Source organism: Calothrix sp. 336/3, from assembly GCF_000734895.2.
Taxonomy (GTDB): domain Bacteria; phylum Cyanobacteriota; class Cyanobacteriia; order Cyanobacteriales; family Nostocaceae; genus 336-3.
This window is the reverse complement of the sequence record NZ_CP011382.1, coordinates 4,189,939-4,203,229: the sequence shown is the minus strand read 5'-3', so window position 1 is coordinate 4,203,229 and position 13,291 is coordinate 4,189,939. Positions and strand designations below refer to the sequence as shown.

Annotated in this window: 14 protein-coding genes; 7 read left to right on the top strand and 7 right to left on the bottom strand. The window is 42.9% G+C overall.

The features are described from left to right. Positions 1 to 18: 18 nt before the first annotated feature. From IJ00_RS17515 to IJ00_RS17505, 3 genes are all read right to left on the bottom strand, one after another. Positions 19 to 498: a hypothetical protein gene (locus IJ00_RS17515; protein ID WP_035154993.1), complete on the bottom strand. Its 480-nt coding sequence runs from the start codon at positions 496 to 498 to the stop codon at positions 19 to 21. Positions 499 to 616: 118 nt separating this feature from the next. Beyond that, on the bottom strand, positions 617 to 1,801 hold the full coding sequence (locus IJ00_RS17510) for an LL-diaminopimelate aminotransferase (RefSeq protein ID WP_035159224.1): 1,185 nt from the start codon (positions 1,799 to 1,801) through the stop codon (positions 617 to 619). A 229-nt stretch (positions 1,802 to 2,030) separates the two neighbouring features. After that, on the bottom strand, positions 2,031 to 2,360 hold the full coding sequence (locus tag IJ00_RS17505) for a co-chaperone YbbN (protein ID WP_035154991.1): 330 nt from the start codon (positions 2,358 to 2,360) through the stop codon (positions 2,031 to 2,033). A gap of 268 nt (positions 2,361 to 2,628) precedes the next feature. Here IJ00_RS17505 and IJ00_RS17500 point away from each other — a divergent pair, with 268 nt between their 5' ends. From IJ00_RS17500 to IJ00_RS17475, 6 genes are all read left to right on the top strand, one after another. Further along, complete coding sequence (locus tag IJ00_RS17500; protein WP_035154988.1) at positions 2,629 to 3,807, top strand: SPOR domain-containing protein; 1,179 nt, start codon at positions 2,629 to 2,631, stop codon at positions 3,805 to 3,807. A gap of 77 nt (positions 3,808 to 3,884) precedes the next feature. After that, the gene (locus IJ00_RS17495; RefSeq protein WP_035154985.1) at positions 3,885 to 4,562 is read left to right on the top strand and encodes a PspA/IM30 family protein; all 678 of its coding nucleotides are present in this window, start codon (positions 3,885 to 3,887) and stop codon (positions 4,560 to 4,562) included. A gap of 254 nt (positions 4,563 to 4,816) precedes the next feature. Next, positions 4,817 to 5,605 (top strand): PspA/IM30 family protein, encoded by a 789-nt coding sequence (locus tag IJ00_RS17490; RefSeq protein ID WP_035154983.1) that lies wholly within the window; start codon positions 4,817 to 4,819, stop codon positions 5,603 to 5,605. A gap of 249 nt (positions 5,606 to 5,854) precedes the next feature. Beyond that, positions 5,855 to 6,409 carry a DUF721 domain-containing protein gene (locus IJ00_RS17485; RefSeq protein ID WP_035154980.1) on the top strand — a complete coding sequence of 185 codons (555 nt, stop codon included), beginning with the start codon at positions 5,855 to 5,857 and terminating at the stop codon, positions 6,407 to 6,409. 529 nt (positions 6,410 to 6,938) lie between these two features. Then, positions 6,939 to 7,739: a TPM domain-containing protein gene (locus IJ00_RS17480; RefSeq protein WP_035154977.1), complete on the top strand. Its 801-nt coding sequence runs from the start codon at positions 6,939 to 6,941 to the stop codon at positions 7,737 to 7,739. 199 nt (positions 7,740 to 7,938) lie between these two features. After that, positions 7,939 to 8,559, top strand: a complete 621-nt coding sequence (locus tag IJ00_RS17475) for a precorrin-8X methylmutase (protein ID WP_035154974.1) — start codon at positions 7,939 to 7,941, stop codon at positions 8,557 to 8,559. Between the two features lie 77 nt (positions 8,560 to 8,636). Here the strand turns inward: IJ00_RS17475 and IJ00_RS17470 are convergent, their stop codons facing one another. The 3 genes from IJ00_RS17470 to IJ00_RS17460 form a co-directional block, all read right to left on the bottom strand. Further along, a complete protein-coding gene (locus IJ00_RS17470) occupies positions 8,637 to 9,422 on the bottom strand; it encodes a hypothetical protein (protein ID WP_035154973.1) in 786 nt (261 codons plus the stop codon). A 28-nt stretch (positions 9,423 to 9,450) separates the two neighbouring features. Continuing rightward, positions 9,451 to 10,290 (bottom strand): 4-hydroxy-tetrahydrodipicolinate reductase, encoded by an 840-nt coding sequence (gene dapB / locus IJ00_RS17465; protein WP_035154970.1) that lies wholly within the window; start codon positions 10,288 to 10,290, stop codon positions 9,451 to 9,453. A gap of 247 nt (positions 10,291 to 10,537) precedes the next feature. After that, positions 10,538 to 11,176 (bottom strand): hypothetical protein, encoded by a 639-nt coding sequence (locus IJ00_RS17460; protein WP_168163499.1) that lies wholly within the window; start codon positions 11,174 to 11,176, stop codon positions 10,538 to 10,540. 353 nt (positions 11,177 to 11,529) lie between these two features. On the opposite strand from IJ00_RS17460, the gene IJ00_RS17455 reads away from it, so the two are divergent. Beyond that, positions 11,530 to 13,119 (top strand): glycoside hydrolase family 57 protein, encoded by a 1,590-nt coding sequence (locus IJ00_RS17455; protein ID WP_035154965.1) that lies wholly within the window; start codon positions 11,530 to 11,532, stop codon positions 13,117 to 13,119. On the opposite strand, the gene IJ00_RS29135 is transcribed toward IJ00_RS17455, so the two are convergent. Continuing rightward, positions 13,066 to 13,230: a hypothetical protein gene (locus IJ00_RS29135; RefSeq protein ID WP_168163498.1), complete on the bottom strand. Its 165-nt coding sequence runs from the start codon at positions 13,228 to 13,230 to the stop codon at positions 13,066 to 13,068. The genes IJ00_RS17455 and IJ00_RS29135 overlap by 54 nt on opposite strands. Between the last annotated feature and the right edge of the window lie 61 nt (positions 13,231 to 13,291).

Below are 13,291 nucleotides of genomic sequence, written 5' to 3'. Positions count from 1 at the left end.
TTATAAATGTTAGCTCAATTATAGGCTCTCCCTACTGGGGAAAGAGTTATTTTTTAGCTCATCGGAGTGAGAAACCTGTTTGATTTTGGAACGGGTGAGCATGATAGATACTGTCGCGATCGCCCCTGCAATTACCGATGGTTCTGGTATCTCTTTTTTTACAGGAGTATTCTGGGAAGTCAGACTGGTATAACTGTAAAAGTTACTATAAGTATGGGTATAAACTCCCTTATTTTTAGGGCTTTTATGATACTTGTAAATATACGTAAGCTCAGTATTTTTACTTTTATAGTTACTAGCTGTGGTGATAATATCCACAGTCTGCCGTAACTCTGGCAAATTACCTTTACCTAGGGATTTAAGATTATGGGAATTATCAGTTTTGACTTCTGGTAGGCTAATCTTCTTAAATTCTGTTGCCTGTGCTGGAGAAGTGGCGATCGCTATCGTTAAAATCACCATCAGGCTGATACCATTGTGTCTCATTTTGAATACCATCGGCTATTCCCGTCGTCCACCTACTGTTACGTAGTTTACTGTGAAAAAACCGTGAGCTTTCTGGATGGTGGTTAAATTTCTCTTGAATTTACCATGAAGACTTTATAAGAACTTAAAATTACACTCCTGAGAGAAAACTGGCAATTCTCTGAACTGCGGTTTCTAAAATAGCTGGTTCATGAACTAAAGCAAAGCGAACATATCCTTCCCCCGATTTGCCAAAACCTGCTCCTGGAGAAGCTGCAACCCCCGTCGCTTCCACAAGTTGAGTACAAAAAGATACTGAGTCTTGGCTCCAGGGTTCTGGGAGCTTTGCCCATACATACATAGTTGCCCTGGGGGTGGAAACCTGCCAACCGATACGTGATAAAGAAGAGACAAAAGCATCACGACGCTCACGGAATTTACTGACAGCATCTCCCACAACTGCTTGAGAACCAGTTAAAGCCGCGATCGCCCCGTTGAGAATGCCGAGGTACTGGTTAAAATCAACACAAGCTTTGACTTGACGCAGGGCAGTAATAAGTTCTCGATTCCCGATGGCATAACCGACACGAAAGCCGCCCATATTGTAGGATTTGGAAAGGGTGAAAAACTCGATAGAAACGTTTTTTTCCTGGTCTGCTTGCAAAATTGAGGGAGCTAAGGATTGGGGGTTGGTGCTGTCAAACACTAAATCCACGTAGGGAAAATCATGCACCAAGACTAAATTATGTTGCTGGCAAAAAGCTACAGCCTCTTGGAAAAATGATAGGGGGGCGATCGCGCTGGTGGGGTTATGGGGATAACTTAACACCATCATCCGTGATTGGCGCAATATTTCCGCCGGGATATCTGCAAATCTTGGTAAAAAATTATTCTCAGCTAACAACGGCATTGGGTAAATTTGCCCACTCGCTAAATATACACCCCCAGCGTGGGAAGGGTAGCCCGGATCGAGTAAAAGGGCATAATCTCCCGGATTCAACACCGCCAAAGGTAAGTGGGCAGTACCTTCCTGGGAGCCTATTAGGGGTAAAACTTCTGTCTCTGCATCTACCGCAATGCCAAATTTGGTTTCATACCACCTTGCCGCAGCTTGACGAAACTCCCTCGTGCCATTGAATAATAAATAACCATGGGTACTAGAGTCATAGAGAGAATTGGCGATCGCCTCCACAACCTGAACAGCAGCAGGCAAATCGGAAGAACCCAAGGATAAGTCAATTAAATCACGTCCGAGAGTCAGAGCTTTTGCCTTCGCTTTGTCCATATCCGCAAAGACATTGCCTTGTAGAGCTTGTAAACGTTGGGCAAACTTAATATTTGTCATTTAGGGAGTGGCTAATGGGTAATTAGGGAATGGGTAATCAGGTTAATTAACAGACAGAATCCACCTGTTCCCTTTCCCTGACTCATGCATCTTTATAGCTGACGCAAACAAGAGAGCATCGCAAATGTGTAAATTTATTTTATTGTGAGCATCCTACCCGGTTCAGGAATGAAAGTAGGGAGCAAGATACTCCCACAACAAATTTTCCATGGGAAATTCCCTAATTTAAACCACTTTCAATAAAGCTGATTAACTTATCCTTACCAATTGCCCCTTCTGTAGATGCCAGGAGTTGTTTATCTTGAATTAGACGAAATGCTGGTACACCTTCAACTTGATACTGTTTCACAGTCTGGGGATTGGGGTCAACCTCCATTTTGACAATTTTTAGGCGATCGCCATAGTTGTTAGCAACCGCATTTAACAAGGGAGCCATTAGTTTACAAGGACCACACCAGTCAGCCCAAAAGTATACTAATACGGGTGTCTGAGATTGTAAAACTTCGTTTTCAAACTCCCCATCGGTGATATTTATTACACCCTTACTCATTCCAGTTTCCATTTGACATTCTTAACTAAAGTTGACACACAGAAATAATGTATCTCAAAGTGGGTGATGAATTATGGTCTGAAGGTTAGGGATTTGCATTGTGATGTATCTTGAAAACAGGGCTTTTAGTTATCAAAGGTGAGAATTTGGGGATTACTCCTCAACAAAGTGGAGGAATTCTCATCAGAATACATACAGCAAAAAGATGACTGTTGATTGCTAACAGCTTATGATCTATCCGGCAGTCTAGGTTTGAGGCAGAGAAGCGATGAGTCAAAATCCCTTAGTAGGTATGGGTGTTGCATCTTCTAACACACCTGCTTTAAAGCCAGTTTTGGCAGCAGCGATCGCAAGTTTAGAAGTACAGCTAGATCAGGAGTTAACTCGTTATCGTCGTACACGTTTCCCATCTCGTTCACCAAATCAATTCCGTACAGAAGCACCTAGCGCTCAAGCTGTGGCGGTATCACCCCCAGGGGAAATCTCAAGCTCCCAAATCATCACAACTACGGGAATGAAACCCCCAGGAGCAACGACAGCATCAGATCATCCCCGAAATATTTCTTTCACAACCTTGGGGAAAGCTACCAACCCATCCCCCCCAGAAGTATCCCCCCTTCCCCAAAATTCTGGGAGCATCGTTCCTGCTTGGCAATCGGAAACAGCACCAGACGCATTCCCAGAAACTCACATCACTCCCACAGATAATCCTCCCCAAACTCCCGACGATTTCCTGGAATCTTCTGAAGCTCTGTTACGCAGTTTGACAGAAGAACAACAAAGTAAAAATCAAAAACAAAATACTACAAACGATAGTCTACTTTCACCCTTGGGTATTGGCTCCGTTCTCTTACTCTTGCTGGCTAGTCTGACTCTGGGATATGCCATTTTTAACCCTCAAAAATTATCATTACATAGCCTGAAAGAATTATTTCAAGGTAAATCTAGCGATTCCACAGCTAGTAATATTAACGGCAACACTGCCCAAGAACAATTAACTCCCATGCCTAAGTATCCCAACTTGGCGGAGCAGGAGTTTCCGGAAGTTCGAGATGCTAATGATGTAGTTGGTTTAACACCTAAAGAAAAGCCGATAGCAGTAAATACACCCATACCATCTGCGCCAGCTAGCCCTAGTACTACCACAGCTATCAAACCACCGGAAAAATTGCCCCCAGTCAATACACCCATCCCAGCTGCTGTCACCCCAAAACCAGCAGTGGAAGTTCCTGTTGCAGAAATTAAACCTGGGGCAGATGGTTATTTTCACGTAGTCACCGAAAATCAGAGTCAACAGGTATTTGCCAAAGCACGTCAAGCAATTGCCGACGCTTACGTATCCGATGACGGTAAATTGATTTTCCTTGGAGCAGTCACCAGTAAAGAGAAAGCTCAACAATTGGTGAAAGAGTTACAAGCCAAAGGGATTAAGGCAAGAATTCAGTAAGCTTGATGTAGGGGGATAAGAAGCAGGATGTTTTTATATTCCCCATTCCTTATTACCTAATACAAATCAGAGTCGCTATGGGGTTCATTGACCGTATTTCACGGGTGATTCGTGCCAATATTAACGATAAGGTGCGCCAAGCAGAAGATCCAGAAAAGATTTTGGAGCAAGCTGTGACGGAAATGCAGGCTAATTTGGTGCAACTACGACAAGCAGCAGCAGTGGCGATCGCTACCCAAAAGCGTACGGAAAGACAAGCTGCCCAAGCCCAATCGACATCAGAACAATGGTATCGTCATGCTCAGGTGGCATTACAAAAAGGTGATGAACCCCTAGCCAGAGATGCTCTGACAAAACGTCATGCTTATCAAGAAACGGCTGAGGCTCTAACGAGTCAAATTCAACAGCAAAGTATTGTTGTGAATCAGCTCAAACAAGATATGCGATCGCTGGAATTGAAAATGAACGAAATCCGCGCCAAAAAAGCGATGTATATTGCCCGTGCGCGTTCAGCAGAAGCATCTGTGAAATTACAAGAGTTACTGGGTGACACCTCTAGCAGTATTAATGCTTTTGAGCGGATGGAAGAAAAAGTTATGCAATTAGAGGCTCAAGCGGAGGCGATCGCCATAACTGGTACAGATGATTTAGAGAAAAAATTTCTTTCCCTGGCTGATAGCAATGATATCGATGCGGAAATATCCCAAATCAAAGCTCAACTAGCTAATAATACAAAAGAACTACCAGGAAGCTAAAAGCAATATTCGTCAATTCCTGACTAGGAAGAATATTCTAAGAATAAGGGGTTGTGGGGAGGACTGAAACAGTCTGGAAAGATTACATTTAAATAGGTAGCTAAAAATAGTACTTAGCTAATCTCAACCTTCCTGGGTCAGCTTGACGCACAGAGGCGCATAATTTTGATATCCAGCGAAGTTGGCTTAGTTAACTATATCGTCATAGTGCTTGCAGTTATAGAGCGCGTAAATCTCCAAAGGAACCAAAAATTATGGGATTATTTGATCGTATTAAACGTGTTGTCGGTGCCAACCTGAATGATTTAGTCAGCAAGGCTGAAGATCCAGAGAAAATGCTGGAACAAGCCATCCTGGAAATGCAGGAAGACTTAGTACAACTACGTCAGGGAGTTGCCCAGGCGATCGCTGCCCAAAAACGTACTGAAAAGCAGTATAGCGACGCGCAAAACGAAATCAACAAATGGCAACGGAACGCCCAATTAGCCCTGCAAAAAGGCGATGAAAACCTGGCAAGACAAGCCCTAGAACGCAAAAAGAGCTTTAGCGATACTTCCACATCCCTGAAAACTAGTTTGGATCAACAAACTGTACAGGTTGAAAGTCTCAAACGGAATCTGGTACAGCTAGAAAGCAAAATTTCTGAGGCAAAAACCAAGAAAGAAATGCTCAAAGCCCGGATTACTGCGGCAAAGGCTCAAGAACAGTTACAGGGTATGGTTAAGGGCATGAATTCTAGTAGCGCCATGGCAGCTTTCGAGCGCATGGAAGAAAAAGTTCTCATGCAAGAAGCTCGCGCCCAATCGGCAGCAGAAATCGTTGGTGCTGACTTAGAGCAACAATTTGCGGCTCTCGAATCTGGCAGTGATGTAGATTTGGAGTTAGAGGCAATGAAACAGCAGTTACTTGCTCCCCAAAGTACACCTCAACAAGCACTACCACCCCAACAAAATCCCCAACAGGCTGCCCAACCAACTGCCCAACCCAAGGAAGTTTTGGATGCAGAATTGGAATCTTTAAAAAAACAATTAGACCAAATGTAATATCAAACCGGGATAATTACTTATATTTTGGTCTTCTTGGTGATTGCTAATTGCTAATGACGAATGAACTTTTGTTCTCTGCCTATTAGCCATTAGCAGTCTTCACAAAGAGAATAAGTCTTTAAAAATCTACACAGGGAAGGAAAATGCTAAGAAAAGAGTATTTTGCCTCACTTCTCTGGCAAAAAGCAGATAAAAACTCAGTTTTTGGATGCTGTGGAGTCAACAGTTCATGGTAATGACAAGAGAATGTCTTTAAAATCCGTAACTAATATCCTTGATGTTCTCCAAATTCAAACTCAGTATCAAGAGCAACCTGTACAGATTTTGCTCAGACATTGGGCGGAAATTGTGGGCAAAGTAATCGCGAGCCACGCCAAACCCCTGTCTATTCAACGAGATGTATTGAAAGTCGCCACTTCTAGTGCTGCTTGGGCGCAGAATTTAACTTTTGAGCGACAGAAATTACTTGTCAAAATCAATGCTGTTTTACCCACACCCTTACTAGATATCCGCTTCTCTACAAATGGCTGGCAAATAGCGAAGGCGATCGCCAACCCTCCCACGGATAACTCTCCTCAACAACATCCCAGTTATCTCCATCGACAAATAAATCAACGCCCATCCTTGACAAATAAGCATAAAACTGCATCTTTGGCATTTAGTGATTGGGCACAGACAATTAAAGGGCGATCGCAAGGTTTACCACACTGCCCCCAATGCCAATGTCCAACACCGAGTGGAGAACTGCAACGCTGGGGTGTTTGCTCCCTTTGTGCTGGCAAAAAATTCTCTCAGTCATAATCAAACCTGGGCAAGATGAGAATTCCTACCTCCTCAACCACGAAAACTTCCCTTGACTCAGGTAAAATAGATTAGATTAAAGTTACAAACTGTAAAGAATTATTACTTTACCCCTACTATTTGCTCTCAAATAGTACAAAAGTCATCTTGCAAAAAATAAATTTTTGCTAATTGCAGGAAAAGATGGAGAGTTAAAAGATAAGCGTTGGGAGATATTTCAGAACTAAATAAGCTGTGTGCAGCTAAATTATATAAGTTAAAAACGCAGAATGATTGTAGTGTGGGCATCCTACCCACGTCTTATATAAAAAATAGATGTGTCGCAGCTTACCCTTAACTGAACCGTATTGACTGAGAGTCATCTTTTTCCCTCCCCCCTTTTTCCTCAAAAGTACACCACTCAGAAAATCACTAGGCAAAAAAGTAGGTAAACAGCTAGACACTGTTTCTTCCCATTTTTACCCTGTAACAACCATCTGACGGTGCTAACTAACCTTGACAGTGGAGATTATTGGTATAAAAAAAGCCCATGCAATATAGTTTTTGGCGACGAATTTTGTTTTTTGTCACAGTTATTTTTCTTTCAGGGACAATTTGGCTGACACCCTCCGCTCACGCTTACGAAAATCCTGACTTATTACCAGACACACCCACTCCAGTTGTAGACTTAGCAAAATCTCTAACTGGTGTACAAGAGGAAAAGTTAGTCAAGGATTTAGAACAATTTGAGACAGAAACAGGTTGGAAACTAAGAGTTTTAACCCAATACGATCGGACTCCAGGACGTGCGGTGATTAACTTCTGGGGACTCGATGATAAAAGTATTCTCCTCGTTGCTGATTCCCGTGGGGGTAATATTCTCAGCTTTAGCGTTGGCGATGCAGTCTATGAATACTTACCCCGAACTTTTTGGATTGAGTTGCAAACTCGATTTGGTAATTTATACTTTGTCCGAGAAGAGGGTGAAGATCAAGCAATTATCCAAGCTTTAGACACAGTTAAAAACTGCCTACGTCAAAATGGTTGTCGAGTGGTTCCAGGATTGCCACGGGAGCAGTGGATTCTCACATTAATTACTTCTACCGTCGGAGGAGTGATTTGTGGATTTGCCGCTCAACCACGACGGGAAGGACAGATATTTGCATGGCAATGGGCTTTAATCTTCTCTCCATTATGGGGTATCTTATTTATTGCCTTTGGTATTGGACCAGTAGTATCTAGAACTTCTGAATGGTTGCCCCTAGTACGTAACATTGCAGGCTTTTTAATTGGGGCGCTAGTTGCCTATTTATCGCCCATCCTGAGTCGTTCTACTCCTTCAGAAACTTAATATCCACCACAGACGAAGGGTAGCTTTATTACGTTTCCCTAATTTTTCATATCCTCAACTTCTGCAAGGGGTTGGGGGTGTGAACAAGAATACAAATTTTTAAAGCAAAAAATCCTCACAATCAAAAATCTCAAATCCTATAGACTTTTGACCACAGACTCACTTAAGCTGAATGCTAGTCGCAGAAAGCTGAATCAAAATGGAATGGCACGTAACTGATGCTCAAAGTCTGGCAATCATCGATAGTGAAATCGGTGATCATGTTTTTTCACCCGCAGAATATGAAATCGTCAGGCGAGTGATATATGCAACAGCTGATTTTGAGTACGCATCATTAATCCAATTTTCCGAGCGTGCTTTACAAGCGGCAGCAGCAGCCTTAGCCTCAAGAACTACCATTATCGTAGACGTTCCCATGGCACAAGTTGGTATTGCTGAAAGTATTCAAAATACCTTTGCCAATGAAATATATTGCACCATGGACATACCTCCACGACCCCAAAAAGAAAAGACAAGAGTCGCTTGGGGTATAGAAAATTTAGCCAAACGCTATCCAGAAGGAGTGTTTGTGATTGGACAGTCCCAGACTGCTCTGGCTTCCTTGGTACGATTAGTAGAAGCAGAAGAAATCAGACCTGCATTAATCGTAGCTACTCCTGCGGGATTTATTGGTGCAGAAGAAGCTAAGGAACATCTCAGGGATTCGCTGATACCAAATATTACTATTGATGGTCGTAAAGGATGCGTGGTGGTGGCTGCGGCAATTCTGGACGGACTGATAGACTTGGCTTGGAAAGCCTATGGAAATTTTCAAAACTGATTAGACTCATGGCTAACTGTCCTATCATTTCCGGTTGAACATCTGTGGTGGGGTTATGTGACTCCTAATCACCGATATTACTCTTGACTCCATCTGTTACGATTTCCTTCGTCAGAATATCTTCTCCTGGGTGGTTGGGAACGTCTTTGAGGTCTATCTTCTCTATTTCTAGGGTCATATTCTTCCTCTATTTTTCTGTCCCTGGTTTCTTTTTTACCTTCCTGTTGACGGATGCGACGACTCACTTCAGGAAAGAAGTCCCGACGCAGATATGGATAGTCACTCACCCAAATATCACGATTGGGAATGTAAACATCACTAATTTCTTCGATACGACTGAGATCGGGACGATTGGACATGACTACCATTTCCACGACCTGACCACGGTTAATGACTTTATGATTAGGCTTGAGAGGTGCTTTGATTTGGGTAGTGAATCCTGTATTGTCGCCTATTTCTAGGTTCAAGCATTTTTCCCGATTTTCGACGATGACTAACTCACCTTTATTGTTGACGGTTTCTTGCTTACCAATGGTTTCATCAGTAATCCACCAGTCTAAAATCCGACCACGGAAAAAACCACTGTACTTGTATCGACGACATTTGGCATTGCGGATACTTGCCCAAAATACAGGTCCCCATAACCAATAAAATCCACCGAACAGCCCTATGAGGAAGAGAATAGGACCAAAATCTAGGGCTAGGAAATATCTGATCAGCAGGACGATCGCCACACAGACAACTGAGATTAGTAACCGTTGTAAAACATCAGAAAATTTACCACAGTAGTATTTGTATTGTGGTCCGGAGGCAATCACAGGTAATAGTTGATCGAATTTTTCACGTGTTAAAGGGACGAGCATTTTTAGATTGGGGATAGGGGATTTTGGCTCAAAGTATTTTTTCTAATCCATATACTAATGACTTTAACTGGAGAACCTTACGAATTGCCAGAAGGACACCGGGCATATAACAAGCGCGATCGCTAGTATCATGACGTAGGGTATATATTTGCCCTGCTGCACCGAAAATCACTTCTTGATGGGCAATTAATCCCGGTAAACGGATGCTGTGAATTCTAATTCCTTCCCCTGCTAAACTACCCCTAGCTCCAGGAATTTTTTCTTCTTCTTTGACTTGGGCAGGGTTAAAACTTTTACCTAGCTCCCCTAGCATTTGTGCCGTTTGAATGGCTGTACCGCTTGGTGCATCAGCTTTTTGGTTGTGGTGCAATTCAATAATTTCCACATGGTCGAAGTATTGGGAAGCAGTGACTGCCGCTTGTTGCAGGAGTACCATTCCAATGGAGAAATTAGGGATAATTAAGCATCCGGTGCTAGCTTTATCGGCAAACTCTGCCAGCTGTTGCAATTTTTCTGGACTTAAACCAGTGGTTCCGACAACGGGACGAATTCCATAGGCGATCGCGCTGCGAACATTATCATAAACTCCATCTGGGTGGGTAAAATCTACCATCACCCCCGGTTGCATCTGTCTCTCACCTGCGACATAACCCAACATGGGTTCTAATTGATTGGTAATGGGTACTTCTAGGGGTTCGCTTAAACCTGCCAATTCTCCCGCATCCACACCTTGATGCTCTGGACTGGTGTCAATTGCTCCCATCAACACCATATCATCAGCTTGAGCAACCGCTTTGACGACTTCCCGTCCCATTTTGCCGGCAGCACCATTAATGATTACAGGAATAGAAGAAGATTGATTTGCCATAATTCCAGAAATGCATTTATACCCAACAAGCGCATTGTAGGGGAATTTGGTAGGGAAGGGAATGAGTAGGGGTTGGGAGTAATGAGTAAGGAGTAATGAGTAGGGAGTAATGGGTGAGAATTGGCTAGTACAGGGTGGCTAAAATAAACCACCTATTCCAAATTTCTGAAACACTTGCAGCAAAGTAATTACGAATTACGAATTACGAATTACGAATTCCGCGTAGCGGTACTAGTATTTTGCTTTGTTAGCGTTTTCCCTTCTCCATAATCCGTGTATCTAGGGTTTTTGCGACATCCAGAACACTAACAGCAGGTTTTGCTTGATCTAGGTAAGCAACTGCGGTGACAACAGCAACGCGATCGCGACGAAATGATTTAATATCCATACGCAGGGGTAAACCTTGCATAACTAGTTTCATTGTCATCCCTGCTGAAGTATTACCAATTTCTCCGACTGGGGGAACTAATTGATATTCTGCTAATTCCAAGCCGGGAACCTGCTGAATCTGTTGCTTAAATTGGGCGATCGCCTGTTCTAAAACCTTTGGTGACTGTAAAGTTTGCAAATTCTCGTCAAAATTAGTTTGTTGTGGTTGAGTCAGCAAATTTTCCGTCCAACCCATAACCACTTGTAACTTTTGTGGTTCGATAAAGGCAAACACCTTATCTGCTGACAGTTTTTCAATTTTCAATATCTGTCTCAAACCCTCTAATTGCAAGATAACTTGCGCTTTGACATCACCTGGTAAATCCGCAAACCCCTGGGGTAAATCCTGTAACGTTAGCTGGGGTGAACTTTCCGAAGATAGTGTTTTTACCTCACCATTCACAGGTGAATTCGGTAAAGCTTGTACTGGTGTCGTCAGCAATACAGTAGTAGTCAAAAAATAACAAGATAGAGCTAAATTGAGTTTCACTAGCAAAAAATCCCCCATACCAGATTCAGAAAAATTCTTGCGGATATTTTGAGATTCCCACTTGTATCACCCACTTCTGAAAGAATTCGGGGATATGCTCATACAAAAACCTGTCTCTACAACAGTTTTGACCTTTTGGGAATAGACTATCAAAGTATTGCACCTGTTTTGATGATACAACTACCTTGGTAAGGCTAAATAAACAGTAATCCCAAATCACAAATTTCAAAGCCTGTCACCATTACCAGAAAGTCTTAAAATATTGTTAATTTCTGCCGAATCCCCAAACTGCAATTTCATACGTACCACCCGGAAATACTATGGCTATTGGCTACGTCGCGCTTGTACTCCATGCACATCTACCCTTCGTTCGTCACCCAGAAAGTGACTATGTATTAGAAGAAGAATGGCTCTATGAAGCTATTACAGAAACTTATATTCCTCTGTTGCGAGTATTTGAAGGCTTAAAACGAGACGGTATTGATTTCAAAATCACCATGAGCATGACACCACCCCTAGTGTCAATGCTACGTGACCCTTTGTTACAAGAGCGCTATGATGAACATCTCGCCAAGTTAGAAGAATTGGTGGAGATGGAAAGTGAGCATAACGCCGAAAATGGACATCTGAAATACTTAGCCGAATATTACGCATCAGAATTCAGTTCTATCCGTGAAGTTTGGGAACGCTATCAGGGCGACTTGGTGACAGCTTTCAAGCAGTACCAAGACTCGAATAATCTGGAAATTATTACCTGTGGTGCTACCCATGGATACCTACCTCTGATGAAGATGTATCCCCAAGCTGTGTGGGCACAACTTCAGGTAGCTTGTGAACATTATGAGGAAACCTTTGGTTGTCCCCCCAGGGGAATTTGGTTGCCAGAATGTGCCTATTATGAGGGTTTAGAGCGAATGCTGGCAGATGTCGGCTTGCGCTATTTCCTCACCGATGGACATGGTATCCTCTACGCTCGTCCCCGTCCCCGCTATGGAACCTATGCACCAATTTTTACAGAAATGGGTGTGGCAGCCTTTGGACGAGATCATGAGTCTTCTCAGCAGGTGTGGTCGTCGGAAGTTGGTTATCCTGGAGCTGCGGAATACCGGGAATTCTATAAGGATTTGGGCTGGGAAGCAGAATATGAGTACATCAAACCCTACATCATGCCCAATGGTCAGAGGAAAAATACTGGTATTAAATACCACAAAATCACTGGTCGAGGCTTGGGGTTAGGTGACAAGCAACTCTACGATCCCTACTGGGCGCGGGAAAAATCTGCGGAACACGCAGCGAATTTCATGTATAACCGCGAACGTCAGGCAGAGCATCTGTATAATATTATGCAGCGCCCGCCGATTATCGTTTCACCCTATGATGCTGAGTTATTCGGTCATTGGTGGTATGAGGGTCCTTGGTTTATTGATTATCTCTTCCGTAAATCTTGGTATGACCAAAGTACATATCAAATGACTCACCTAGCAGATTATCTCCGGGTAGAACCCACCCAACAGGTATGTCGTCCGTCTCAGTCTAGCTGGGGTTACAAAGGTTTCCACGAGTATTGGTTGAACGAAACAAATACGTGGATTTACCCCCATCTGCACAAAGCTGCGGAAAGGATGATTGAAATCTCCACAAGGGAACCGGCGGATGATTTGGAATGGAAAGCCTTAAATCAAGCGGCGAGAGAGTTACTTTTAGCACAATCTTCCGACTGGGCATTTATTATGCGAACTGGAACTATGGTTCCCTACGCAGTCAGAAGAACGCGATCGCACCTACTGCGGTTTAACAAACTCTACGAAGATATTAAAATCGGTAAAATCGATAGTGGTTGGTTAGAGAAGGTGGAATTAATGGATAATATTTTCCCCAATATTAACTATCGTGTCTATCGCCCGTTGTAGTTGAGCGGTAAATTCTCGATGGCGATCGGAGTGGTTTTTACCATTCCGAGACTGCTTATCGATTACAATAACATACTGGTAAAGATATTGAGTGATAGTGATTTTTGTCACATATACTTATAGTCATAGCATGGTAAGAATATACAGTCGTTAAATCGCGATCGCGTTATTT